Origin of the sequence: Vibrio sp. M260112 (genome assembly GCF_036533775.1) — a bacterium.
Classification (GTDB): domain Bacteria; phylum Pseudomonadota; class Gammaproteobacteria; order Enterobacterales; family Vibrionaceae; genus Vibrio.
Map to the genome: position 1 here is coordinate 20122 of NZ_JATABH010000025.1, position 26892 is coordinate 47013.

Genomic DNA, 26892 nt, shown 5'->3' on the forward strand with positions numbered 1-26892 from the left:
TATTCTGAGAGAAATATTTTGTTAAGTTACCGCCATAGCTTTCACGCAGGCAACCATGCCGACGTCATTAAGCATATTGTTCAAAGTCTTATCCTCGACTCTTTGAAGCAAAAAGAGAAGCCGTTTGTCTATCATGACACCCATTCAGGTGTAGGTCGCTACGATCTAACCCACGAGTGGTCAGAGAAAACTGGTGAGTATAAGCAAGGCATTGCACGCGTTTGGCAACAAAATGATATCCCAGACGAAATTCACAGCTATTTAGATTCGATTAAAGTGCTGAATAACGGTGACACGCTACGTTACTACCCGGGTTCACCTCGTGTTGCTCGTGCTCATTTACGTCAGCAGGATCGTATGGTACTGACTGAGCTGCACCCAGCCGATCACCCATTGCTTGAGCAAGAATTCCATCGTGATCGTCAAGTGAGCATCTACAAAGAAGATGGCTTCAAACGACTAAAAGCCAGTTTGCCACCGCAAGAGCGACGTGGTTTGGTGTTAATTGACCCTCCCTATGAGCTGGCTAAAGAGTACCGTGATGTAGTGCAGGCAATTTTCCAAAGCTATAAGCGTTGGGCGACGGGTATCTATGCCATTTGGTATCCCGTGGTTAACCGTTGCGATATCGAAGATATGATTGAAGGTTTACAAGGTCTTGGCATTCGTAAGATTCTTCAAATCGAACTCGGTGTTGCGCCAGATACCAATGAACGCGGTATGACTGCCTCTGGCATGATTGTCATTAACCCGCCTTGGAAACTGGAAAGCCAAATGCAGGAAATTCTGCCGTTTCTAAAGCAAGCAATTGCGCCTGCGACGGGTCACTATAAAGTGGAATGGATTGTTCCTGAATAACTCGACTGGCGGCGTAACCGCACCAAGATAAAAGCAAAACAACGCAGAAAAATTAAGCAGGATAGATTGAGTTCAACCGATCTATCCTCCATATCTACAATAACAAATTATTATTTGCAGGATGCTTGCGACCTGACTCGCCAGAATGAGCCGAGTCGCTGCACCTCAGAACATGGAGAAAGTCATGGCGACTCATTTTGATTACATCTGTATCGGCGGCGGCTCAGGCGGCATTGCATCAGCAAACCGTGCGGCAATGTACGGCGCAAAAGTAGCCCTAATTGAAGCTCAAGACCTAGGTGGCACGTGTGTTAATGTTGGCTGTGTTCCTAAGAAAGTGATGTGGCACGGAGCCCAAATTGCTGAAGCAATGCATTTATACGCGGAAGACTATGGTTTTGATGTTGATGTAAAAAGCTTTGACTGGAGCAAGTTGGTTGAAAGTCGTCAAGCATACATCGGTCGTATTCACGAATCTTACGATCGCGTTCTTGGCAACAATAAAGTTAATGTCATCAAAGGCTTTGCTAAATTTGTCGACCAGAAAACCGTTGAAGTGAACGGTGAACACTACACTGCCGATCATATCCTGATTGCTGTGGGTGGACGCCCAACGATTCCGAACATCCCTGGTGCAGAATACGGCATTGACTCTAACGGTTTCTTCGAACTAAACGAGCAACCAAAACGTGTTGCTGTTATTGGCGCAGGCTACATTGCAGTTGAGATCGCAGGGGTACTGAACGCTTTAGGGACAGAAACGCACCTATTCTGCCGCAAAGAATCTCCGCTACGTAGCTTCGACCCAATGATCATTGATACTTTGGTTGAAGTGATGGCAGCAGAAGGTCCAACTCTGCATACTCACTCAGTACCGAAAGAAGTGGTAAAAGAAGCGGATGGTAGCCTGACTCTGCACCTAGAAAATGGCAATACACAAAACGTTGACCAATTAATCTGGGCTATCGGCCGTCATCCTGCAACCGATGCGATCAATCTTGCATCGACTGGCGTACAAATCAATGATCACGGTTACATCAAAGTAGACGAATTCCAAGCCACTAACGTTCCTGGCATCTACTGTGTTGGCGACATTATGGAAGGTGGTATCGAACTCACTCCTGTCGCCGTTAAAGCGGGTCGTCAGCTTTCTGAGCGCCTGTTTAATAATAAACCAAACGCTAAGATGGACTATGAACTCGTACCTACAGTTGTATTCAGCCACCCACCAATCGGTACTATCGGCCTAACGACTCAGGAAGCCGAAGAGAAGTACGGTAAAGAGAACATCAAGGTCTATACTTCTGGCTTTACAGCGATGTACACCGCCGTCACTCAGCATCGTCAACCATGTAAAATGAAGCTGGTATGTGCTGGTGAAGAAGAGACAGTCGTTGGCCTACATGGTATCGGTTTCGCGGTAGATGAAATGATCCAAGGATTTGGCGTAGCGATGAAGATGGGTGCAACTAAAGCAGATTTTGACTCTGTTGTGGCTATTCACCCAACGGGCTCTGAAGAGTTCGTGACAATGCGTTAATCCGCATAAGTCTTGAAAAGGATGCCTCGGCATCCTTTTTTATTACCCTATATCATTTAGAAACCAACTAAAGTCACTTTCCCCAACGCCATATCGCCAAACTGACAAGCAAAATCGATTCGTTTACCGGCTTCTTTGCCATACAGTGTTTTTAGCTTATCAAATACTTCAGGTATGTAACTGACGTTCTTGAGGCGTAAGCTCTTACGCGTTTGGCTATCAAGAAAGGCAAGAGCGGAAAGCGATAGCACCTTTTGGCAGCCATCCAGCATCGCTTTACCAACCAGTTTACTCTGCAAAGCCTGAGAAATTTCCTGAGTCGAAACTCCATTCTTCGCTTGTGACATGATACATATTGCTGGCAAATCTAGCATAGCAACCGCTCTTGGACGCTGCGTGGCACTATCCTCATACACGGCCAACAAACAGGGAATTTTACTTTCATCGAATGGCTCTGGAGGCAGCTGACACAGTACCAACTTTTCACCCAGCTCGCGTTGCAACAGCTTTTCGAGTTGAGAGAGTTTAGGTAATGCCAACTCTTTGTGGACTTCACCAATAGAGTCCAAGGTTTTCTTACTTTCCTCCACACCTTGAACCAAAGGCAGTAAGAGCTTATGCAGATCGGCATCTTCAAATGGCTTTGTAAGAACAAAACTTGCTCCTGCCTCTTTGGCTTGTCGGATTTGCAACTGGTCATCGACCGTCGTGATCATCCCGATTTTTATCGCATCACCCAGCTTCATCAGTTCGTTAATCAAGGTAAGGCCGGACATTTCAGGCATATACCAATCGGTTAGCACAATCTCAGGATGCCACTCCTGAGCAATCTTTACTGCTTCGCGAACATCGCAGGTTTTTTTGATCGATAGACGGCAGTAACCAAAGCTTTCTAAGCCTCGCCTGGCAATCTCCAATAAAGAGCTGCAAAAAGAGAAACAACAGATGCTAGCGACCATCGAAGCTTACAAACAGAAGTTAGCCGAAAAAGGCGATGTCGATTCTCTCACCGCAAAACTAGAAGCATCTCAACAGCAATTGCATCATATGACAAAAGAGAAGGACTTTGTTGAAAAGAAATATCTCGAACTGGTGCAAGAGTCGCAAACGAAAAATCAGTAGCGCACACTACTGATTTTTCCTCTACTTCACACAAACCACATTGAGCAGCGACGTTCCTTTCAATTGGTTGACCTTGCCACTGCTAAATAAGCCTGTTTTTTCGGCGCCCCAATAAGGTAAATGGACTGGCCACTCATCTTTTGTCATCACATTAGAGTCGAGGAGAGCCTGCCATTCTGACGCTGTCGCCATACGCATTTTCATACGGTAACAAATTTTGTACGCACCTTCATAGTCTAAGCGATTCCAAGGGATCTCATGTTCCATATAAAACTGTTCGTCTTTAAGCATCCAATATGGAACGACATACTCCACTCCCGCTATCGATGCTGAACGACGAACAGTAATGGATTTATCTTCTGCTGGTTCATTCGTCGCTTTAGGTTGAGGAACCACCGTTGGCTGAGCTTTGGCTGGAGCGGGAATCACTGTCGTGGCTTGACCTTTACCCTGACTCAACTCACTGACAACCGGTTTAGGCTTAGATGGCTGAGTTTTTGGCGTCGCACTGGGCTTTTTAGCGGGAGCCCCTTTTACAATTTCACGAATGAATGATTGCTGATAACCAGATTGCTTCTGAACCTTATCTAAATCTTGTCTAGCCGTGGTGAAATCCTTATATGGACCAATGAGGCAGCGGTAGGCTTTTGCCTCCGGCTTATTCCATACATCCATCGTAATATGAGGATAGATTTTCTTAGCATGGGCAACCGAAAATGGCTGACTAAAAACACCACACTGAATCCAAAATGTCGATTCTTGGCCTACCGGCTTGGATTTGCCCCACAAACCTTTCCCTATTGGACAAGTCTGATCCAAAAGCGGCAACTCATTCGCCGATACCTGAATTGCATCGCAAAGGATTTCTTCTGCCAAGGTCGGTAATGACACGGTAGGCAACGCCAATATTGCGAGAAAAGACCAATACTTGAAAAATGATTGCTTCGGCTTTGAGGCCATATCTATACCCATACTATCTAAACTAATCTAAGTGTACTCACCTAGGATGATAACTATAGTGACGCAGTAGAGGTTTTACTGCCCTGAAAGTGAGAATGCAAAAAAAGAGCCGTAATAGATTACGACCCTTAGTTTAGTGAGTTTTTTATCGCCAAATCTTAGGCTTGGATCACCCTTTGTAGATTTTTGGGTTAAATACATCACGTAACCAGTCACCAAGCAGATTGATAACTAGAACCAATGTGATCAGCACAACACCAGGGAATGCTGTAATCCACCATGCACCAGAGAAAATGTAGTTAAATCCAATACTAATCAAGGCACCCAGTGAAGGTTGGTCTACCGGCAGACCCAAACCTAGGAACGAAAGTGCCGCTTCAGACATGATAGCATTTGCCACCTGTACAGTAGAGATAACCAAAATCGGCGACAGACAGTTCGGTAGGATGTGACGGAACATGATACGTGGTGCTTTAAAGCCCATTACACGTGCCGCTTCTACATACTCTTTCTTCTTCTCGGCAAGCACGGAAGCACGAATCGTACGCGCATACTGAGGCCACTCAGCCACACCGATGATAACCACCAGCATCACCACCGCATATTGGCTATAAAAGTCACTACCAAAACTCGCCTTAAAGATAGCAGAAACGATGATAGCAACCATCATGGTTGAGAAAGATAGCTGCACATCAGCGAAACGCATCAAGAAGCTATCAATACGTCCACCGAAGTAACCTGCTGATAGACCAATGATGATACCAAGAACTAACTGCAAGCCTACAGCTAGAAAGCCGATAGTCAGCGATAGACGAGAGCCGTATAGGATTGTAGAAAGGATGTCACGCCCCTGCTCATCAGTACCAAGAACAAAGCGCTCGTCACCACCGTCCATCCAAGATGGCGGCAGTTCAGAATCCATGATATCGATGGAGGCAAGATCGTAAGGGTCTGTCGGTGCCAATACAGGTGCGGCTAACGCCATGACTAAAAACATCATAAACACAGTAAAGCTCGCCATCGCAACTTTATCGCGTTTGAAGTAATACAAGAAATCCGATTGTTTGAAACGCTCCCAATGAGAAGGAGCAGCTGCTGTTTGACTCATGATTATGCTCCTTTACCTGTCAGGTTTACCGTCGGGTTGATGATGCCATACAGCAAATCAACAATAGTGTTGGTTACCACGAAAATCAGACCAACAAAAATGACGTACGCTGTGATAAGTGGTGTATCAACGCGGTTGATTGCCTCTAGGAAAAGGAAACCTGTACCTGGCCATTGGAAAACCGTTTCAGTCAAGATGGTATACGCAACCATAGTACCAATCTGTACACCACCTACGGTAAGTACAGGTAGCATGGTGTTCTTCAATGCGTGCTGGTAATAAATTTTATTCAGAGCCAGACCTTTCGCTTTGCCAAACTTGATGTATTCCGAGCTTAGTACTTCAAGCATTTCAGAACGTACAAGACGAATAAACAGAGGTAGCATGATTGATGCGAGCGCGATACATGGCAAGATCAGGTGCGCTAAGCCGTCGAGAGTAAAATATCCAGACTCCCAGCCTAGAACATTTGCCGTCTCCCCTCGACCATAAGATGGTAACCAGTTTAGCTCTATCGAGAAGACGTACATCAGCATAATTGCGGTCAAGAACACCGGAATCGATATGCCAATGCTACTGAAAGCCATCACCACTTTGGTCAATATACTTTTTGGGTGAATGGCAGAGTAAACGCCCAATGGAATCGAACAAGCAACGATAATCACCGTTGCGCCAAATACCAGCTCAAGCGTTGCAACCAGCTTATCTAGAATGACTTCAACCGCAGGGCGTTTGAAGAAATAAGAAGTACCTAAATCACCTTGTAGCGCAGAGGTTACAAAGCGAGTGTATTTTGTAATGAAGGGATCATTCAGACCCAGCTCGTCACGCAGAGCTTGACGCTCAGCTTCCGAAACTGATTGACCAACAAGCTCACGCAATGGGTCGCCGAGGTTATCCTGAATGGCAAACGCCACTAGACTGATCACAAACATCACTATCAGTGCCTGAAACAGGCGCTTGACCAGAAACGAAAACATTCCTTGCCCCTTAACTTTCCATAGATTTCAGTCTGCGAACCCGAATCCCTTTCACCGACTGGGCGAAGAGGGCTGCTGGTCGCAATCTTCAGTCTTAAAAATGGCACTTAACCCGACTGAAACAAAGTTAAGCACCAAAAATTAGCGGGCATCTGCATGACGCAGATGCCCTACTTACTTCAACTTATTTAACGACTAGGTCACCGAAGTAAGGGAAGTCCATCGCATTCACGATTGGAGCGATATCTACATTAGATTTCGCACCCCATGCTAGGTTCTGCCAGTGTAGAGGAACAAACGCAGCTTCGTTGTACAGAGTCGCTTCCACTTTCTGAAGCATTTGCGCACGCTTAGCTGGATCCGTTTCTACGTTTGAATCCATAACCAGCTTGTCAACTTCAGCGTTTGAGTAGTGGCCACAGTTGTACTGACCTTTACCTGTTTCTTCGTTGCGAGTCATTGTTAGGAACTCAGAGAAGTTCGCTGAATCTTCTGTATCTGAGTGCCAACCAATCATCAGCATGTCTGCCGCACACTTATCAAACTCTGGCCAGTATTGCGCTTTAGGCATAGTTTTTAGATCAACCTTAATGCCAATCTTAGATAGCATAGCTGCCGCAGCCTGAGCAATTTTCGCATCGTTCACGTAACGGTTGTTTGGCGCCATCATCGTTAGCGTAAAGCCATCTTCGTAGCCCGCTTCCTTCATTAGAGCTTTCGCTTTCTTCAGGTCATAACGAGGCACTAGATCTGCACTGTAACCTGCGTAGCCTTCAGGGCCTTGTTGACCAGCAACAGTCGCGAAACCTTTCATGATTTTCTGAACAATGCCTTCGTTGTTGATTGCATGAACAATCGCCTGACGAACGCGAACATCTTTAAGTGCTTCGTTACTGTTTTGGTTCATTTGGAAGGTGATAATACGTGTACCTGGTAGTGTTACTAGGTTTACGTTTTTCGCCTCTTCTACACGCTTGTGGTCATTTGGTGCTACAGGCGCGATCATATCTACGTCACCAGAAAGAAGAGCCGCTACGCGAGTTGCATCTTCCTTGATTGGAACAAGAGTTAGCTTATCAACATTACCTTTAGACTCTTTGTCCCAGTAACCTGGGAAGCGTTCAAACTCAACTTTTACGCCTTGCTCACGAGAAGTAACGATGAATGGACCTGTACCAGAAACGTTGGTCGAAGCGAATGAGTTACCGTGCTTCACAACTTCGCCTTTATCTTTACCGTCAACCGTTGTACCTGAGTAGAACTTGCTGTCCATTGGGAAGATGTAAGTCGCAGTTTGAAGAACCAGTGGGTAAGCACCCTTAGAAACAAGTTCAACTGTGTAGTCGTCTACTTTGACCATCTTTTCATATGGTTCAAAGATAGCTTTAAAGTCTGGAGAATTTTTCAGACGCTCAAACGTCCAAACCACGTCATCTGCCGTTAGCTCGTTACCAGAGTGGAACTTAACGCCTTGACGCAATGTGAAACGGAATGTTGTCTCATCAACACGTTCCCATTTTTCAGCAAGACGAGGTTCAAAATCTAACTTTTGTGTGTAACGAACTAGTGGATCAAACACCATGTGAGACATTTGCAGTGTGCCGCCAGATAGCTGCTCATGCGGGTCAAGTGATACTGGATCTGCGTCATACGCGACGGTGATATCTGCTGCAGCTGCGCTAAAGCTTAAGCCTGCTGCCATCAAAGCCACTGCTAGTTTGCTTTTCATGGTTTTCATGCATAACTCCTTATGCGGGATTCATCCCTAGTTGTTGTATTTGCTTCTGTTTATGTCCCGTCAACCGATGTAGACGGGAAAGACTTACGACTTACGCCGTTTTTACTTCTTCTCTTAAGCCTGTAAATTCAGGCATTAAAGAAATCAGTTGTTTACTGTATTCGTGCTGAGGTGTTCTAAACAGCTGCTCAGTTGGGGCAACTTCCAATAATGTCCCCATTTGCATCACACCCACTCGATCGCACATCTGGCGAATGACTGGCAAGTCGTGACTGATAAACAGCATGGTTAGATTCAACTCATCTTGTAAATCTTTAAGTAGGTTGAGTATCTGTGCCTGTACCGACACATCGAGTGCCGATGTCGGCTCATCACAAATTAGCAGACGCGGGCGCGTCGCAAGTGCACGGGCAATCGAAATACGCTGACGCTGACCGCCTGAAAATTCATGTGGGTATTTCACCCCAGCCATCTGACTCAGACCAACGTGATCAAGTAGATCGTTAACGATCTGTCTGGTTTCTGCTTCACTGTTAGTCAACTTATGGAAACGAATCGGCTCTGCGATGATATCGAAAATCTTCATACGCGGATTCATTGAAGTGTATGGATTCTGAAACACCATCTGCATCTGACGGCGTAAAGGACGACGCTCTTTCTCTGATTTCAGTGATGTTAAGTCGATCCCTTCGAATGTTACCTTGCCTGAGTTAGGCGCATACAAACCAGCGATGACACGTGCAATCGTCGATTTGCCCGAACCAGACTCACCAACGAGACCAAATGTTTCACCTTCAAATACTTCAAAACTGACGTTGTTAGATGCTTGAACATATTCACGACGACTTTCAAATAACGAATCTTTCGTCACAAAACGTAGATTTACGTTTTCTACACTAAGCAGAGAGCCAGTGTATTCACGGTGATCCTGACTTTGACCTAGCCAGTGATTTTTCACATCTAGCGGCTCCATTTCTTGAGCTTCTTCGATGTAACTTACCAATGGAAAGCGATCCAGCTTCATATCTGAACGTGGAACCGCAGAAATCAAACTGCGTGTATAGGCGTGATCAGGGTCGCCAAGTACTTTTGTCGTAGGACCAAACTCAACCAAGTCACCACGATACATAACCGCAACGCGATCAGTCACGTTGGAAACCACACCCATATCGTGTGTTACCAACATACAACCAACGTTGTTCTTGATACACAACTCACGAATAAGCGATAGGATCTGATCTTGAATAGAAACGTCTAATGCCGTCGTTGGTTCATCGGCAATGATCAAGTCTGGCTCACCCGCAAGCGCAATCGCAATCACAACGCGCTGACGCATACCACCAGAGAACTGGTGCGGATACTGTTTTAAACGGTTTTCTGGTTGTGGAATACCCACCTGCTGCATTAGAGAAAGCGCACGCTTATAGGCTTCCTCATCCGTTACCTTCATGTTGGCATGAATGGTTTCTTTCAACTGCTGCTCAACGGTAAATAGTGGGTTTAGAGAAGTCATTGGATCTTGGAAAATAAATCCAATTTTTGAACCGCGAACACTGCGCATCTGCTCCGGACTTAGTCCAGAAATCAACTCACCATCGAGATAAACATCGCCGCTTGCAATTCGCCCAGGGGGGCTTAATAGATCGATAACCGCATTTCCAACGGTCGATTTGCCCGCGCCTGACTCGCCCACTACGCCGACGATTTCACCACGTTCGATATTGAATGAGAGAGATTTAACTGCGGCATGAACACCATGACGCGAAGGGTACTCTATTCGAAGGTTTTTAACTTCTAAAAGTGACATTACCAGACCTCTACTGCTTTGGCAGCTTTCTGCCCTGTCTGAAAAGTGAATCCATTCATACCAGTCCTATACCTAGGTTTCGATACCAAAATTAGGTATAGCGTTCTGGTAATTTATAAGCTCATCAATTTGGCAAATAATTCACAGAAAAGCAACAAATATAGGATAAAAAGTCGAAATAGAACAAGAAGCAAGCAGTTTTAAGAAATAAATATGCAATCACACTGGATCATTGCTCAATTCAAAAATCTTAAACACGCGCTAAAAAGGCTTATTTTTAAATGCCTATAGTTATTTGATACAGCTTTTGGTTATAAGAAAGCCAAAACAACAATAGAATAAAAATTCACGCAATCAACCTTTAAGTGCTTTAACAAAATAAAAACAAAACACCAGCCAAAGAATAAAAAACCGAATCAAATCACAAATTAAAGCCACAAAGACGAAGCTTATAATAAATAAATCACACAAACTCAGACTAAAACACTGCTGTTTTTGTGCGAAATTTACTCACATTAAAATAGGAATAATACAAACTGATGAGTTGGGGTATATAGCGGTAGTTTGTTGGTTTACTCACTATTTCTCTGAGCTCTATTGAAGGCAATGTTAAGGGATGAAAAACAATCTTTGAGATGCAAAAAAGCCCTAGTCTTTCGGCGCGGACGGCCAGTCTAGGGCTTCTCAATAGTGGTCGGTAAAGAGCCATATTCTGAACATCGGACGAACCCCCACTCGGGTTCGATACAAAGTTCAGACATCAGAAAGTAAAAAAGCCCTAGTCTTTCGACTAAGGCTTCAATAGTGGTCGGTGAAGAGGGATTCGAACCCCCGACCCTCTGGTCCCAAACCAGATGCGCTACCAAGCTGCGCTATTCACCGACTTGTGTTTTATCTCGACTTTCATCAAGAATGGAAGCAAAGCTACCATAATAATGGGGTGGCTAACGAGACTTGAACTCGCGACAACCGGAATCACAATCCGGGGCTCTACCAACTGAGCTATAGCCACCATCAATTTTAGGTTTACCGCTTTAATGTAGCCATAAACTAAGATAGTGGTCGGTGAAGAGGGATTCGAACCCCCGACCCTCTGGTCCCAAACCAGATGCGCTACCAAGCTGCGCTATTCACCGAGCAAATAATGGGGTGGCTAACGAGACTTGAACTCGCGACAACCGGAATCACAATCCGGGGCTCTACCAACTGAGCTATAGCCACCACTGAAATTTTTACCGATACACCTTTAGACGAATGGCACGCCCGAAAGGATTCGAACCTTCGACCTTTGGCTCCGGAGGCCAACGCTCTATCCAACTGAGCTACGGGCGCATGCCCTATCGGCGGAGTGGAATAATACGTATATCACACAATGTCGTCTAGTACTTTTTCAACTTTTTTTATCGTTTGGTGCCTTTTTGGGCAATTAAAGTGTGATAAACCCCTATTTCCCACCAGATATACCCCTTGATGCGGTTAACTTGTTGTTTATTGCAACAAGTTATCAGGATATAATCACCCATTATTTACATTGATTTAACAGCAAATCATCTTATGAAGGGCTGTTGGTCAGTCACAATCTAATAATAGGTAAGCACGAACTTACCTTCAGGAATGTAAAGTGAGTTTAATGGATATGTCTCGAAAATTATTAACCGCTTTGGTCGCTGCGATTACTTTTTCTAGCGCCTCTTTTGCAGCCAGCGTAAGCCAAGAAGAATATGATGCAATTGCAGAACGTATCAAACCTGTTGGTGATGTCTATCTTGCAGGCGCAGAGCCAGTGAAAGCTGAACCTACTGGTCCACGCGATGGTGCGACAGTGTACGGTACTTTCTGTATCGCTTGTCACTCTTCAGGCGTAAGTGGTGCACCAAAAACCGGTGATGCTGGTGACTGGGCTCCGCGTATCGCTCAAGGTAAAGACGTGCTAACTAACCACGCAATAAATGGCTTCAATGCGATGCCTGCTAAAGGTTCATGTATGGACTGTTCAGATGACGAAATCATCGCTGCAATTGAGCACATGATTAAAGATCTATAAACCGTTCTATATCGATAAGATGGAAAAGGCTTGGATTGTCCAAGCCTTTTTTGTTTTTGCTACTTTTTGAACATCGCTCTTAGATTGGCGATATGTGCTTGGCCTTTTGCCATCCGTTCTTCGGCAGAGACTGGTTTCTTCGTTTGTTCCCACTCAACGTCGTCAAAAGGTAGTTCATCTAAGAATCGACTTTGAGTCGGCTTAATCAACTCACCAAACTGACGGCGCTCCTTACACATGGTAAAAGTCAGCTCTCGCTGAGCTCGAGTAATACCTACGTACATCAAACGGCGCTCTTCCTCGACATTGTCTTCATCTATGCTGGTTTGATGTGGCAGTATCCCCTCTTCACTACCAATTAAGTAAACATAAGGAAATTCCAGACCTTTAGAGGCATGCAATGTCATCAGTTGAACCGCATCGCTATCATCGTCCTCTTCACCACGCTCCATCATGTCGCGCAGGGTCAAACGCTGAACCACCTCTTTAAGGCTTTTCTCTTCTTGGTCATAGTTGTCACCTTCAAGATCCGCCACTATCCAAGAGTACAGATCGGAGACGTTCTTCATGCGCATTTCTGCCGCTTTCGGACTCGACGACGTTTCGTATAACCAATCTTCATAGTTAATGTCTCGAACCAAAGAGCGTACTGCCTCGACGGTATCGCCACGCTCAGCCTGATCCGCAATTTTAACCAACCAAGTCGTAAAGCGACGTAGGTTTTCTAGCCCTCTCCCTGAGAGCGTTTGCTCTAAGCCCATTTCGAAACTTACGTCAAATAAGCTTTTGCCGCGCATGTTGGCATAACTGCCCAGTTTTTCTAAAGTTACTGGACCAATTTCACGTCTTGGCGTATTCACAATGCGCAAAAATGCATTGTCATCATCAGGATTCACCAACATTCTCAGGTATGCCATGATGTCTTTAATTTCTGCGCGGGCAAAAAATGACGTTCCTCCCGAGAGCTTGTACGGCACACGGTTTTGCATCAACGACTTTTCAATTAAGCGTGACTGGTGATTACCACGATAAAGAACAGCATAGTCCTTGTAATCGGTCCGATTAAGAAACTTATGAGCAATCAGTTCGCCCGTGACACGTTCCGCTTCATGATCTTCATTCTTAGCCAGTAGGACTTTGAGTTTTTCCCCATCTGGAATTTCAGAGAACAACGATTTTTCATAAACGTGTGGATTGTTGGCGATTAAAATATTCGCCGCTCTCAGGATGCGGCTCGTTGAACGGTAGTTTTGCTCTAACTTAATCAAACGAAGATTCGGAAAGTCTTCACCAAGCAGGACAAGGTTTTGAGGCTTTGCTCCACGCCATGAGTAAATTGACTGGTCATCATCACCAACCACGGTTAAGCGTCCACGTTCACCTACGATAAGTTTGACCAAATCATATTGGCTAGTGTTGGTGTCTTGGTACTCATCCACCAACAAGTAACGAATTCTATTTTGCCAACGCTGACGAACTTCATGATTGGTTTTTAGCAGCAATACTGGCAATGAAATCAGATCATCAAAGTCGAGCGCGTTATAGGCTTTCATCTGTTTCTGATACATCTCAAAGCAGAACGCAAACAGTTGTTGCTGCTCACCTTTCGCCTGAGCTTTTGCTTGCTCCGGCGTCAACATGTCGTTCTTCCAATTCGAAATAGTGCTCAACAATTGGCGTAACAGGTCTTTATCACCATCGAGCTGTTTCTCTGTCAGCTCTTTCAGTAATGCCATTTGGTCCTGATCATCAAACAGAGAAAAACCTGCTTTTAAACCGAGCGCTTTGTATTCGCGTTTAATGATGTTGAGACCAAGGGTATGAAAAGTCGAGACCATCAACCCCTTTGATTCTTGCTTACCCAATGTCTGGCCAACCCGTTCTTTCATTTCCCGGGCGGCTTTATTCGTAAAGGTCACAGCGGCAATGTTACGAGCCTTGTAGCCACACTGCTGGACCAAATAAGCGATTTTATTGGTAATCACGCGCGTCTTACCTGAACCCGCGCCCGCTAATACTAGGCATGGACCAGATACATACTTTACCGCTTCGTCTTGATTTGGATTCAGCTTCATCGTGTTCTCAGGTGAATAATTCAAATGGTGACTATAATAATGCTGCAACACAGTGATTGCTATGCTCTCAACAACAAGAATTTTGCTTAGTTAGCTAAATAATTTGTTGCATATAACCATCCCTTTTGCATTATAATGAATGAACGTTCATTCACAACCAGATCAATGTAGAATATGTCTGACTCTGAACTCAACGTAGATAAAAGGCAAAAGATCATGGATGCCGCTGAAAAACTGATTGCAGAATCAGGATTTCAGGGACTATCCATGCAAAAGCTAGCTAAAGAGGCTCGTGTAGCTGCGGGCACAATTTATCGCTACTTTTCAGACAAAGAGGATCTCTTGCTGCAAGTTCGCCTAGCTGTCGTTCAACGCAATGCCGAGACTATTCAGCAAGGTGTTACGAACGAAATGACTCTCAAACAGCGTTTTCGAAAAATGTGGTTAAACATTTTCGATTTGTCAGGGTCGAATATCAGCACTTTGAAAAATCGAGCTCAATATGACTCTTTACCATGTGTTCGTAGCCATGAAACTAAAGAGCTTGAGCGCGCGATGTTCAGCAAAGTCGAACAACTGTTTGAAGAAGGGCGTGAACAAGGGATATTTAAACCTTTGGAAAATCCAGTACTTGCTGCTCTCAGTCTTGAGGTTAGCGTCACTCTGGCACGTAAACAATCTCTCGGATATTACCACCTGGATGAAAAAGCGATTGAAGCCGCTATTGAAGCCAGTTGGGATGCGATTACAAAACACTAATTTGGAGTTCTTATCAGAATGAAAAAGTGGACATTCTTTATGCTTCTTATCGCGGTACTGCTGTTTGGCAGCGTGATAGGTTTCAACTTATTTAAACAACAGAAGATTGCCGAGTATATGGCTAATCGCCCCGAGCCAGAGTTTCCTGTCACCGTTACAGAAGTCAAACCGGTTGATTGGGTTCCTGTCATTGAAGCCATTGGTTTTATTGAACCTAACCAAGGTGTTACGGTTGCCAATGAAACCAGCGGTGTCATTGATAAAATCGCATTTGAATCCGGTACTCAAGTTCAAGAAGGCCAACCACTGGTGTTACTCGATTCTGCGGTAGAAAAAGCGAATCTAAAGAGCTCTCAGGCTCGCTTACCTGCGGCTGAAGCGAAATACAAGCGCTACAAAGGTCTATTCACTAAAGGTTCTATCTCTAAAGAAGCCTACGATGAAGCAGAAGCTAACTACTTCTCTCTTCAAGCAGATATTGAAAGTCTAAAAGCTTCAATTGACCGCCGTGAAATCAAAGCGCCATTTGCTGGTGTCGTAGGTATTCGTAATGTTTACCTAGGTCAATACCTGCAAGCTGGTACTGATATCGTACGTTTAGAAGATACTAGCGTTATGCGTCTGCGCTTTACGGTTCCACAAACGGACATTTCTCGTATTTCACTTGACCAAGAAGTCGATATCTTTGTTGATGCTTACCCTGAAAAACCATTTAAAGGTTCTATTTCAGCAATCGAGCCTGCGGTAAATATCCAAAGTGGTCTGATTCAAGTTCAGGCAGATATTCCAAACAGTGATGGCCAGCTACGTAGCGGTATGTTTGCTCGTGCAAATATCATCCTGCCTAAGCTTGAAAACCAAGTGACTCTGCCTCAAACCGCAATCACATTTACGTTATACGGCGACAACGTCTACATCATTTCAGATAAAGATGGTGAAAAGCGCGTAATACAGCAAGTCGTAAAAGTGGGTGAACGCACTCAAGATATCGCACACATCCTTGAAGGTGTTAAACCAGGTGATGTTGTGGTTACTTCAGGTCAAGTGCGTCTAAGCAACCACGCTAAAGTTCGTGTAGTAGAAAGCGATGCAACTACTCCACCAGCTGAAACACCAATGCTGTAACTGGAGGCCTCATGCGCTTTACTGATGTTTTTATTAAACGTCCAGTTTTAGCGGTATCGATCAGCTTTTTGATTGCGCTGCTTGGTTTACAAGCAATCTTCAAAATGCAGGTCCGTGAATACCCTGAAATGACGAATACGGTAGTTACGGTTTCGACCAGTTACTACGGTGCGAGTGCAGACCTAATCCAAGGCTTTATTACTCAGCCTTTGGAGCAAGCGGTCGCACAAGCAGACAATATCGACTATATGACTTCACAATCGGTTTTGGGTAAATCAACCATTACCGTCAACATGAAGTTAAATACGGATCCAAATGCGGCACTGTCAGATGTTCTAGCAAAGACTAACTCGGTTCGTTCTCAGCTTCCTAAAGAGGCCGAAGACCCAACCGTTACTATGTCTACGGGTTCAACAACCGCGGTTCTTTACATCGGTTTCACCAGTGATGAACTCTCTTCAAGCCAAATCACTGACTACCTTGAGCGTGTAATTAACCCTCAGTTGTTCACCGTAAATGGTGTATCTAAAGTTGATTTGTACGGTGGTATGAAATACGCACTGCGTATCTGGCTAGATCCATCAAAAATGGCTGCGTTGGGTCTTACCGCTACGGATGTAATGGCCGTACTGAATGCCAACAACTATCAGTCAGCGACAGGTCAAGCAGTTGGTGAATATGTTCTGTACAACGGTAGCGCGGATACTCAGGTATCAAACGTTGATGAGTTGTCGAATCTTGTTATTAGTACAGACGAAGGCGATGTAACTCGCCTAAGCGATATCGCTAAAGTAACGCTAGAGAAAAGTCACGACGTTTACCGCGCAAGTGCTAACGGTCAGGAAGCGGTTGTTGCAGCAATCAACGCAGCACCAAGTGCTAACCCGATCAATATTGCTGCAGATGTACTAGACCTGTTACCTCAGTTAGAGCGTAACCTACCAAGTACAATCAAGATGAACATCATGTATGACTCAACGATTGCAATCAATGAGTCCATCAATGAAGTAATCAAAACGATTGTTGAAGCAGCGGTTATCGTACTTATCGTGATCACCCTGTTCCTAGGTTCGTTCCGTGCGGTCATCATCCCTATCGTGACTATCCCGCTTTCACTAATCGGTGTAGCGATGGTCATGCAAGGTATGGGTTTCTCGTGGAACCTGATGACACTACTGGCAATGGTACTGGCGATCGGTCTGGTAGTAGATGATGCGATCGTTGTTCTGGAGAACGTCGACCGCCACATCAAGTTGGGTGAGTCTCCGTTCCGTGCAGCCATCATAGGTACGCGTGAAATCGCAGTGCCTGTTATTGCCATGACACTCACGCTAGGTGCGGTATATGCGCCAATCGCGTTAATGGGCGGTATTACTGGCTCACTATTTAAAGAGTTCGCATTAACTCTGGCAGGCTCGGTGTTCGTATCTGGTATCGTGGCACTAACACTATCGCCAATGATGTGTTCAAAAATGCTCAAAGCTAACGAAGAGCCAAGCAAGTTTGAGCAGAAAGTTCACCACATACTGGATGGTATGACTAATCGCTACGCGAAGATGCTTGCAGCAGTTATGCAGCATCGTCCTGTTGTCATTGGCTTTGCTGTCATTGTATTCGCCAGTCTGCCTATGCTGTTCAAGTTCATCCCAAGTGAACTTGCACCATCGGAAGATAAAGGCGTTGTGATGTTGATGGGTACTGCGCCGTCTAACGCAAACTTAGACTTTATGCAGAACACCATGAATGACGTGAACACGATTCTATCTGACCAACCAGAAGTTGCGTTTGCCCAGGTGTTTACTGGTGTACCTAACTCGAACCAAGCGTTTGGTATTGCATCAATGGTACCTTGGAGTGAGCGTGAAGCGAGTCAGTCTGAAGTCGCAAACCGCGTAGGTGGCCTAGTTAAAAATGTCCCAGGTATGGCGGTTACTGCTTTCCAGATGCCAGAACTACCAGGCGCGGGTTCAGGTCTACCGATTCAGTTCGTTATCACCACACCAAATGCGTTTGAAAGTTTATTCTCTATCGCGACAGACGTACTGACTGAAGTGAAGTCTAGCCCTATGTTCGTTTATTCAGATCTCGATCTGAACTACGACTCTGCAACGATGAAAATCAACATCGACAAAGACAAAGCGGGTGCATACGGCGTCACAATGCAAGACATTGGTATTACGCTAAGTACTATGATGGCTGACGGTTACGTAAACCGTATCGACCTGAATGGTCGTTCTTACGAGGTTATTCCTCAGGTTGAACGTAAGTGGCGTCTAAACCCAGAGTCGATGAACAACTACTACGTACGCTCGGCCAATGGCAAAGCAGTACCTCTAGGCAGCTTGATTACTATTGATGTTGTGGCAGAGCCTCGCTCTCTCCCTCACTTCAACCAGCTTAACTCTGCGACTGTGGGTGCGGTTCCTGCACCAGGCACTGCAATGGGTGATGCAATCAACTGGTTCGAAGGTATCGCAGCCGACAAGCTGCCAAGTGGTTACAACCATGACTACATGGGTGAAGCACGTCAGTACGTAACAGAGGGTAGCGCACTTTACGCTACCTTTGGTCTAGCACTAGCGATCATCTTCTTGGTTCTGGCGATTCAGTTTGAATCACTAAAAGATCCATTGGTTATCATGGTGTCGGTGCCCCTCGCGATTTGTGGTGCTCTGATCGCTCTAGCTTGGGGTGCAGCAACGATGAACATCTACTCTCAGGTAGGTCTAATCACGCTGGTTGGTCTGATCACCAAGCACGGCATCTTGATCTGTGAAGTCGCGAAAGAAGAGCAGCTACACAACAAACTCAGTAAGACTGAGGCGGTAATGGAAGCGGCGAAAGTACGTTTACGCCCTATCCTAATGACAACAGCAGCGATGATTGCTGGTCTTATCCCGCTAATGTACGCAACAGGTGCTGGTGCTGCTCAGCGCTTTAGTATTGGTATCGTAATCGTTGCTGGTCTAGCAATCGGTACTATCTTTACGCTGTTTGTACTACCTGTTATCTACAGCTACCTAGCTGAGAAACACAAGCCACTGCCTGTGTTTGTAGAAGATAAAGATTTGGAAAAGCTGGCACGAGTTGATGAAGCGAAAGCGGCTCAGCGTGAACTGTCAGAAAGCAAATAATCTTGAGTAAATGAAAAAGGTCACTTCGGTGGCCTTTTTTTTTATTGGGCACATTCACTGATGGTCGCTTCGAAATTTTACTATCCAAATAGCGACTTTCCCGTATCAATTACATAGAATGAGGGCAAATTGAAAGGAGTTTTAGTCACATGTTTGATCCAAAGAAACTAGAGCAAATTGCTAAACAAATTCACGACTCTATGCCAACACCAGTAAAAGAGCTTGGCGCAGACGTTGACCAAAAAGTGCGTCAGGTTATTCAAGGCCAACTGAACAAACTAGACGTTGTTAGCCGTGAAGAGTTCGATGTCCAAACTCAGGTTCTACTGCGTACTCGTCAGAAGCTTACTGAAATGGAAAAAAAGCTGGCTGATCTAGAAGAGAAGTTAAGCGAGAAAGAATAGCGAGAAGCAAAGCGTTCTTAAAAAAAAGCTTGGTCTACGGAGACCAAGCTTTTTGATTAGATGTTGTGTTTTATGTTGTATTTATTGACCCCAGTCTACCCGGAGTTCTTGCCTAATTTACGTTAACAGATAACGCAAATTAGAGATTCTAAGCTAAACAGATCAGCCGCCTACCGCGATATTTTTCATATCAGTCATGTAACCACGTAGCTCTTCACCAATGTATTCAACTGGGTGGTTACGGATAACATCGTTAACTTCGATAAGACGCGCGTTATCGACTTGGTTAGATGTTTCACCTAAGCCACGACCGATTACGTCAGTACCAATTGAAGGCATGAATTTCTCACGCAGTAGCGGTGTTGCTACGTTTGCAAATAGGTAGTTACCGTATTCAGCCGTGTCTGAAATAACAACGTTCATTTCGTATAGACGCTTACGTGCAACCGTATTAGCAATTAGCGGTAGTTCGTGTAGAGACTCGTAGTACGCAGACTCATCAATGATGCCTGATGCTGTCATCGCTTCGAATGCGAGCTCAACACCTGCACGAACCATTGCAACCATTAGGATACCGTTGTCGAAATACTCTTGTTCAGAGATCTCAACGTCCCCTGCTGGGTAGTTTTCGAATGCTGTTTCGCCTGTCTCAGCACGCCAGCCAAGTAGGTTCGCGTCATCATTAGCCCAGTCAGCCATCATAGTACTTGAGAAATGACCAGTGATGATGTCATCCATGTGCTTGTTGTATAGCGGACGCATTAGCTCTTTTAGCTCTTCAGAAAGCTCAAATGCTTTGATTTTTGCTGGATTCGATAGACGATCCATCATGTGTGTGATGCCACCAAACTTCAGTGCTTCTGTGATGGTTTCCCAACCGTATTGCAGAAGTTTACCTGCGTAGCTCGGGTCAATACCGTCAGCAACCATTTTCTCGTAAGAAACGATAGAGCCTGCTTGTAGCATGCCACATAGAATAGTTTGCTCACCCATAAGGTCAGACTTAACTTCAGCAACAAATGAAGACTCTAGACAACCCGCGCGGTGACCGCCTGTACCAGCTGCCCATGCTTTCGCGATATCCCAGCCTTCACCTTTAGGATCATTTTCTGGGTGAACAGCGATCAGTGTTGGTACACCAAAGCCACGTTTGTATTCTTCACGAACTTCTGTACCTGGACATTTAGGTGCAACCATGACAACCGTTAGGTCTTTACGGATTTGCATACCTTCTTCAACTACGTTGAAACCGTGTGAGTAACCTAGTGCTGCCCCTTCTTTCATTAGCGGCATGACTGTTTCTACTACGTTAGTGTGCTGCTTGTCTGGCGTTAGGTTGATCACAAGATCTGCGTCAGGGATTAGGTTCTCGTAGCTGTCTACTTCAAAGCCATTTTCTTTTGCATTTTTGTATGACTGACGTTGCTCATCAATCGCAGCCTGACGTAGTGCGTACGCGACGTTGAGACCTGAGTCACGCATGTTGAGACCTTGGTTTAGGCCTTGAGCACCACAACCAACGATAACGACTTTTTTACCTTTCAAGTAATCCGCTTCAGTCGCGAATTCGCTGCGATCCATGAAACGACAACGACCTAATTGATCTAGCTGCTCGCGTAGGTTTAAAGTATTGAAATAGTTAGCCATATGGGCGCTCCTTTAAAGAATTTTTCCGTTGAGGTCGGTAGCTCTAGTACCGAATGAGTTCATACTAAAACAGACAGACTGTTGCCGAAAGTGATATATTCACAATTAGTAATTGCAATTAATGCAACAAAGGTGTGACCATTTCATGAACATTAAATGTCTCCAGCTATTTATTCACCTGTGTGATAGTAAAAGCTTTGCTAAGACGGCTTCTGCGATGCATATCAGCCCTTCAGCGCTAAGTCGCCAGATTCAAAAGCTGGAGAGTGATACCAATCAGGTTCTTTTTGTGCGTGACAACCGTAGTGTCGAACTCACTCCTGCGGCCAAGAAGCTTCTCCCCGTCGCACTTAAAATTCTCGGTGAGTGGCAAAACTATAACGCTCAGTTAAAAGGCCATGAGCAGGAGCTTAGAGGAGAAATTCGCTTATTCTGTTCAGTAACCGCCAGCTATAGCCATTTGCCAGAACTGTTGTCTGAGTTTCGTCTGCAACACCCATTTATCGAGTTTAAACTCTCTACCGGCGATCCAGCACAAGCCATAGAGAAAGTTCTCGCCAACGAAGTAGATATTGCTATCTCTGCCAAACCGGAACAGCTGCCAGCTCGAATCGAATTCGAAACCATCAGTGAAATCCCCCTTTCAGTTATTGCACCAGCCGGGATCAGTAACTTTGCCGAAGAATTACAGAAGGACCAGCCAGATTGGTCCGCGATCCCTTTTATTGTTCCAGAATCAGGAACGGCACGTGACCGTGCCAATGCGTGGTTTAAGGCGATGAAGATTAAACCGACCATTTACGCACAGGTATCGGGGCATGAAGCGATTGTTAGTATGGTGGCCTTGGGGTGTGGTGTTGGCATAGCGCCGGATGTTGTCATCAACAATAGCCCGGTGAAAGAGAAAATACAGCGCCTCAAAGTCGCCTCTATCAAGCCATTTAAACTCGGAGTGTGCTGCAACCGTTCACAATTAGACAATCCCTTGGTGAAGGCGTTGTGGGAAATGGCACACGATACCTACATCGCACCATAAACTGATGGCAGCGACAAAAAACGACCCAAATCAAGGACCGTTCGTATAACTAAAACTCGCTACCCTGTTTTCGTTCCAAACACGTTAAGTGATAGGAGTTAGCTTCGATGAGCGGCTTTGTAGGGGGACTAAAAGAGCTCTAGAGACGTTTCATCTAAGAACATGTTTGGCGTAATGTCTTTAACAAACTCTGCCACTTGCTTGTCTAATTCAGCTTGTTCTTCTTTAGTGATGAGTGTTTTAAACACAGGGCGACCTTCTTCATCTGCTAATGGTGAGCCATATTCATCATATACATGTTCCTGTGTAATTGAGTAAGCCATTTTCTCTTCCCCCCCTAATGCGCCAGACAGACGATTGTAGTAATAGGTTTTTTTAACATCACGTTGGATGATTATGTTGCCATTACTATCTTTTTTGCCTTGAGAATAGGCATAGTAAAGACTGGTTGCAGCAGCAGCGTAACCCAATTTGATTGCTTTGAGGTTCCACTTTAGCGCTTCATCCAAAGTCTCAGGCTCCAACAAAAAGTAGTACAAGGACAGCATCGCGGGGGCGTGGCCTTGGTTGGCTGCGAGTTTTAGGTATTTTATTTTTTCTTCAGTCGATTCCCAAACCACGCTAGAATTTAAAAACCGATACCCACCATTAGGTATAGCTTTGGAGTATATTTCCCTATATTTCTTATATTTATAGATGGGGACTATTTCCCACCAAGGTTTACCTCGTAGAATTAGTTGGTACATTGCTTTTCCATTCCCTTGGGATGCTTGTTTTTCCCATTGGGGAATAGCTTTATCTGTCCAAGCTTCATCACATGGCCATCCAAGATACTTACAAGGGCTATTGCCATTTCCCGCCAATACGTCCATAGCCCAAGGGTCGCCCATATTGGCGGCTTTTAAAAAGGTCTGCCCCGCTTCAAACTGCTGGCGGTTTTTATACTGTGTAACACCTAGCCAGTAAGTCGCGTAAGCACTGCCTTGGTCTGATTGTTGTTGAAAAATCTGCTCGGCTTGTGGGTACTGTTTTTGGTTAAACAGTCGGATCCCTTGTTCAACAGGTGTCATCGCCCACACTTTGCTGCTGCAAACGACGAGGAGAATAAAGATTGATACACATTTTTTCATGGTTTATCTCTCTGGTAACCAATTACTTAGCTGATAGCCACGCAGTTTAAATTGTTCAAGTTGCTCGATATCATCCTCAGGGAGCACCGCATATACCGCTTTCATTCGCGCTCGGGCTGGGTACGATTTTTCTAGGATTTTATGTTCCTTAGTTAACCAGTGAATGTTCTCGCGCAAGCCTGCGTAATCATCGTCTAATGTTTCCATGTATCTGTCTTTATTTTTATCATTTGGGTTTTCATAAGGCTGTGAAAAGGCCTTGGTAAAAAAATCTCTTAAGCTCAGGACATTTTTGGCGTAGCGTTGCCATTGCTCTGCTTTATTAAGCTCAGTGGGGTGTGGTAAGCCCATACGTTGCAAGGCATTTTCAAAGCGCTTGATTTGCCCTGTATCGGCTCGGTTTGCTCCTAACCAATTGAGTATTTGATTGATCGCTTTGCGCTGATTTTGATTTCTGATTGCAGCGATATTTCTGCTCTCATTAAAACTTTCGCCCCAGCCAATACTTGGAATATCATTGTAATAAATCAACACCGACAATAACTTAGCCAATGTTTCCACTGGCATATTGGTGATCCACTGCTGATTTTCTTGTTGGTGCTGTTCTGAAAACAAAAAGTTAGCAACAAAGTAGGCACTTTCTTGGTCGGTGGCTAGACCGCGTCACTTGCCAGTCTCTGGATCTAATGGCGCAGTACGATAATTCTCTCCAGCTAAAATATCGTAGTGAATCACCGTATCGCTATTAAACTGAGAAAAATCAAAGTAGACACTTTCTGCATTGTAATTTGGTTTTTGAGATATTTTTTCGTCATCTACAAACAAATAGCAGCCAAGCGAGCCAGACCAAACTTTCCCTAAACCCTTAAATATATAAGAATTACAATTTCTCGATTCTATTTTGGAAGCTAAATCTCTCGGTTTATTGCCATACTCAGTACCGGATCGATAGATGCGTAGGTTCGCAAACCCTACCGTATCGAAGGCATTGATTAGCTCCACTTCCATATTAGATAGGTAAGTTATGCAGCCTCTCTCTGGTTGTCTTGGTTGGTAAGGGATCCTTAGTTCATAATAATTTTCATCTGCTGAGAAGTTGTGTTCAAACTTAAAACTCTCGTTGTAAATTCCTGTATTTACTTTTCCACTGCCTGCATTCCATGACCATCCGGAGCAGCTTTCCCCACGGCCAAAGTAGTTTACGCGAACACTGATATTGGCATCTGCTGGCTTTTTCCCGGCTATCACCATATACGGCTCTTCGCCCGCGCCCCATATTCGCTCCGATGGCCCCAAATAATACACAAATAGAATTACTGTAATGATGATAAGCACAATCGATAATATTCGCTGTTTGTTACTCATTGTAATTGTTCCTTCACCGTCTGTATCTCTATGCTTTGATCGCCAAACAGTAACTCTTTATTAGGCAATAATTCTGGAGTTTTTACTAAGGCATCGAGTTCTTTTCTGATTCTCTGAACATTCAATGTAATTTTCTCGGTCAACTTCAGCTCTTGTCTGATCGCAAATAATGCTTGTGTGCGCTCATGCTCTCGCCGCGCATGCGCTGCAGGGTCCTTTCTTGATATGGCATGCATGACTAAAGCGTTCATTTCATCCTCTTTGAGTGCACGGTGAGCTTTCAGTAATTTTACTTCTGTCTGGTGGATTATTTGATGAGCTGATTGATAATTTTCAACCGCGGTATTGTTTAGCATCAACATCAGCTGTTGCTTAAGGTTAGGTATGTACTCACCAAGCAGGTGATCCAATCCGGAGTTCGTGATGGTATCAACGTAGCCATTGATGTCAATATGGTCATTGCTTAGTGTCTTGGCTAGCCGATAAGAGTCTTCGGTTTTGTTAGATGCTAGTGTCAAGCTGGTCACGTGTGTCTGCTTTTCCGTTAGCATAACTTGCTTAACATCATCAGGTTGATGTTTTGTTTGGCTATAAGTGAGCAATTGAATTAGGTTGCCATGGTGCTGATAGTTATCCTCGTCACAATCGGTTGTGCGCTCTTTAAGAGAGTCCCAAAGGTACAATGCAGGTGACAAATATTTCCATGACGTTGATGAATCACATTTGTTATCGGAGTTAGTATTCATCCAGCGCATTGGGACTTGTGGAACAAGATCGTGATTGTTAACATGTCGATAATGAACAATTGAGCCATATCGGCGAACAAAGCTGTGTGTCCCCGTGCGCGGCATACCGTAAGTGTAGAGACGCAATGTGGATGGTGAGTAGGTATCTTGAATAAGGCTGCTCAGCAGTAACGCCCCTGCACCTCCGAGGCTATGACCACAAATGTAAAACTTCTTATTTTTGTGCTCTGTATCTAAATGTGTTTTCATACTTTTAGAAAGAGCCATCGTATACTTATAAAACCCCTGATGGACATACGTTCCCCCAAACTCTGGTGGTGCAACTTGAGATGCATTAATGTCAGTCGCCACATCTTGATAACCCGGTGATCCAACTGCCGCAAGTACCCCATCCATGACCTCAGTCACTTTCATTATCGGTAGCCTAGAGCTTATATCTGCCATCAACACCGATTGTTTGTTGTCAGCAAACTGAAACGAATCTTTATTATAAAAGTACGTTTCTGTCCCTCTGACACCAATTATAGCGATCTCATCGTTACTTAAAATATAACCCTCAGAGCCAATAGTGTCATCATGGTAAAACTCCCCTTTCAACGCTTTTGAGTATGGCACTTCATCGAGTAACCAAGTCACTTCCCTATCCGCTGAATAAGTCGGACGTAGCTTTGCTTGGAATGATCTTAAAATTTCATCATGCCCACCTTGCGGCACCTTTTCATCTCTTGGGTCACCATATTTATCACTGGCGTACGCCAATTGAGATAGCAATGCGAACGTATAGCTGTTCACTAAGCTAAACCCATCGGTATCAACAATCATTGGCATATAGCTGCGTAGGGCTTTTATCTCGAGCACATGGGTGGTGTTGTGTGAGGCACGAACCCCTTTAATATCTTTACGTGCATTGGCTTTGAGTGCGCTATGGTGCTCGGTCAAGAACGAATCTTGAGGTGGGGTTGACCACAAATCACCCACGCTCACTAAGGCGTATTTTTTACGGTTTTGATGAACCGCACCCAGCTCTGACTCTGCTCTTGATTCAACTGGCGACGGGGTCTGTTCGTTGCGACTCTTATATTGTTCTACCGTGGCTAACAGGTTTTCTGTTTCGACGCTGATCACCCACTCCCCTGCGGCCAGATTGGCAAAATTACAGTTCCCTTGACGACTGGTCTGTTGATGCGTTTCTAGCGTGCTGGGGTTAGTAATGGTCACCTTTAAGTCATTTATCGGTTCATCGTTTTCGCTACGAAACTCAACCTCTAACCAATTGACTGCGGGGTTACACAATACGCAGTGATTGTACATTTC

General features: G+C 44.7%; 21 protein-coding genes and 5 tRNA genes. 9 read left to right on the forward strand and 17 right to left on the reverse strand.

The genetic code is table 11. From position 1 onward, the window contains the following. The first annotated feature begins 18 nt into the window (after positions 1-18). On the forward strand, positions 19-858 hold the full coding sequence (locus QTN95_RS12005; protein WP_331417635.1) for a 23S rRNA (adenine(2030)-N(6))-methyltransferase RlmJ: 840 nt from the start codon (positions 19-21) through the stop codon (positions 856-858). Positions 859-1042: 184 nt separating this feature from the next. Continuing rightward, entirely contained in the window at positions 1043-2398 is a 1356-nt protein-coding gene (gene gorA, locus QTN95_RS12010; protein ID WP_331417636.1) for a glutathione-disulfide reductase, read from the forward strand. 56 nt (positions 2399-2454) lie between these two features. Here gorA and QTN95_RS12015 read toward each other — a convergent pair whose 3' ends face one another. Beyond that, positions 2455-3315, reverse strand: a complete 861-nt coding sequence (locus QTN95_RS12015) for a response regulator (RefSeq protein ID WP_443088869.1) — start codon at positions 3313-3315, stop codon at positions 2455-2457. A 28-nt stretch (positions 3316-3343) separates the two neighbouring features. Here QTN95_RS12015 and QTN95_RS12020 point away from each other — a divergent pair, with 28 nt between their 5' ends. Beyond that, positions 3344-3520 (forward strand): hypothetical protein, encoded by a 177-nt coding sequence (locus tag QTN95_RS12020; RefSeq protein ID WP_206208564.1) that lies wholly within the window; start codon positions 3344-3346, stop codon positions 3518-3520. Positions 3521-3541: 21 nt separating this feature from the next. Here the strand turns inward: QTN95_RS12020 and QTN95_RS12025 are convergent, their stop codons facing one another. From QTN95_RS12025 to QTN95_RS12070, 10 genes are all read right to left on the reverse strand, one after another. Continuing rightward, positions 3542-4480: an SPOR domain-containing protein gene (locus tag QTN95_RS12025; protein ID WP_331417638.1), complete on the reverse strand. Its 939-nt coding sequence runs from the start codon at positions 4478-4480 to the stop codon at positions 3542-3544. Between the two features lie 169 nt (positions 4481-4649). Then, the gene (locus tag QTN95_RS12030) at positions 4650-5588 is read right to left on the reverse strand and encodes an ABC transporter permease (RefSeq protein ID WP_331417639.1); all 939 of its coding nucleotides are present in this window, start codon (positions 5586-5588) and stop codon (positions 4650-4652) included. A gap of 2 nt (positions 5589-5590) precedes the next feature. Beyond that, on the reverse strand, positions 5591-6568 hold the full coding sequence (locus tag QTN95_RS12035) for an ABC transporter permease (protein ID WP_138972067.1): 978 nt from the start codon (positions 6566-6568) through the stop codon (positions 5591-5593). Between the two features lie 184 nt (positions 6569-6752). Next, on the reverse strand, positions 6753-8306 hold the full coding sequence (locus QTN95_RS12040; RefSeq protein ID WP_331417640.1) for an ABC transporter substrate-binding protein: 1554 nt from the start codon (positions 8304-8306) through the stop codon (positions 6753-6755). Between the two features lie 91 nt (positions 8307-8397). Next, a complete protein-coding gene (locus tag QTN95_RS12045) occupies positions 8398-10113 on the reverse strand; it encodes a dipeptide ABC transporter ATP-binding protein (protein WP_138972065.1) in 1716 nt (571 codons plus the stop codon). An 805-nt stretch (positions 10114-10918) separates the two neighbouring features. Next, positions 10919-10995 (reverse strand) — tRNA-Pro (locus QTN95_RS12050). A gap of 54 nt (positions 10996-11049) precedes the next feature. After that, positions 11050-11125, reverse strand: a tRNA-His gene (locus QTN95_RS12055). A gap of 47 nt (positions 11126-11172) precedes the next feature. After that, positions 11173-11249: transfer RNA gene (locus tag QTN95_RS12060), tRNA-Pro, on the reverse strand. A 9-nt stretch (positions 11250-11258) separates the two neighbouring features. Beyond that, positions 11259-11334, reverse strand: a tRNA-His gene (locus QTN95_RS12065). A gap of 34 nt (positions 11335-11368) precedes the next feature. Next, positions 11369-11445, reverse strand: a tRNA-Arg gene (locus QTN95_RS12070). Between the two features lie 298 nt (positions 11446-11743). On the opposite strand from QTN95_RS12070, the gene QTN95_RS12075 reads away from it, so the two are divergent. Next, positions 11744-12157, forward strand: a complete 414-nt coding sequence (locus QTN95_RS12075; RefSeq protein ID WP_331417641.1) for a c-type cytochrome — start codon at positions 11744-11746, stop codon at positions 12155-12157. Positions 12158-12216: 59 nt separating this feature from the next. On the opposite strand, the gene rep is transcribed toward QTN95_RS12075, so the two are convergent. Further along, positions 12217-14232 (reverse strand): DNA helicase Rep, encoded by a 2016-nt coding sequence (gene rep / locus QTN95_RS12080; RefSeq protein WP_331417642.1) that lies wholly within the window; start codon positions 14230-14232, stop codon positions 12217-12219. A 174-nt stretch (positions 14233-14406) separates the two neighbouring features. On the opposite strand from rep, the gene QTN95_RS12085 reads away from it, so the two are divergent. The 4 genes from QTN95_RS12085 to ubiK all read left to right on the forward strand — a co-directional run bounded on the left by QTN95_RS12085 (position 14407) and on the right by ubiK (position 19654). Beyond that, complete coding sequence (locus QTN95_RS12085; protein ID WP_331417643.1) at positions 14407-14991, forward strand: TetR/AcrR family transcriptional regulator; 585 nt, start codon at positions 14407-14409, stop codon at positions 14989-14991. Positions 14992-15009: 18 nt separating this feature from the next. Continuing rightward, positions 15010-16116 (forward strand): efflux RND transporter periplasmic adaptor subunit, encoded by a 1107-nt coding sequence (locus tag QTN95_RS12090; protein ID WP_331417644.1) that lies wholly within the window; start codon positions 15010-15012, stop codon positions 16114-16116. 11 nt (positions 16117-16127) lie between these two features. Then, on the forward strand, positions 16128-19250 hold the full coding sequence (locus QTN95_RS12095) for a multidrug efflux RND transporter permease subunit (protein ID WP_331417645.1): 3123 nt from the start codon (positions 16128-16130) through the stop codon (positions 19248-19250). Positions 19251-19399: 149 nt separating this feature from the next. Further along, complete coding sequence (gene ubiK, locus QTN95_RS12100; protein ID WP_138972059.1) at positions 19400-19654, forward strand: ubiquinone biosynthesis accessory factor UbiK; 255 nt, start codon at positions 19400-19402, stop codon at positions 19652-19654. 162 nt (positions 19655-19816) lie between these two features. Here the strand turns inward: ubiK and ilvC are convergent, their stop codons facing one another. After that, the gene (gene ilvC / locus QTN95_RS12105; RefSeq protein WP_138972058.1) at positions 19817-21301 is read right to left on the reverse strand and encodes a ketol-acid reductoisomerase; all 1485 of its coding nucleotides are present in this window, start codon (positions 21299-21301) and stop codon (positions 19817-19819) included. Between the two features lie 145 nt (positions 21302-21446). Between ilvC and ilvY the strand changes: the two genes are divergently transcribed. Next, the gene (gene ilvY, locus QTN95_RS12110; protein ID WP_138972057.1) at positions 21447-22337 is read left to right on the forward strand and encodes an HTH-type transcriptional activator IlvY; all 891 of its coding nucleotides are present in this window, start codon (positions 21447-21449) and stop codon (positions 22335-22337) included. A gap of 128 nt (positions 22338-22465) precedes the next feature. Here the strand turns inward: ilvY and QTN95_RS12115 are convergent, their stop codons facing one another. From QTN95_RS12115 to QTN95_RS12130, 4 genes are all read right to left on the reverse strand, one after another. Continuing rightward, a complete protein-coding gene (locus QTN95_RS12115) occupies positions 22466-23467 on the reverse strand; it encodes a tetratricopeptide repeat protein (RefSeq protein WP_331417646.1) in 1002 nt (333 codons plus the stop codon). A gap of 3 nt (positions 23468-23470) precedes the next feature. Then, positions 23471-24034, reverse strand: a complete 564-nt coding sequence (locus QTN95_RS12120) for a hypothetical protein (RefSeq protein WP_331417647.1) — start codon at positions 24032-24034, stop codon at positions 23471-23473. Positions 24035-24130: 96 nt separating this feature from the next. Continuing rightward, positions 24131-24832, reverse strand: coding sequence for a hypothetical protein (locus QTN95_RS12125; protein ID WP_331417648.1), 702 nt, complete (start codon positions 24830-24832; stop codon positions 24131-24133). Further along, on the reverse strand, positions 24829-26892 hold a 2064-nt coding region (locus tag QTN95_RS12130), incomplete at its 5' end, for a lipase family protein (RefSeq protein WP_331417649.1). The genes QTN95_RS12130 and QTN95_RS12125, both read right to left, overlap by 4 nt.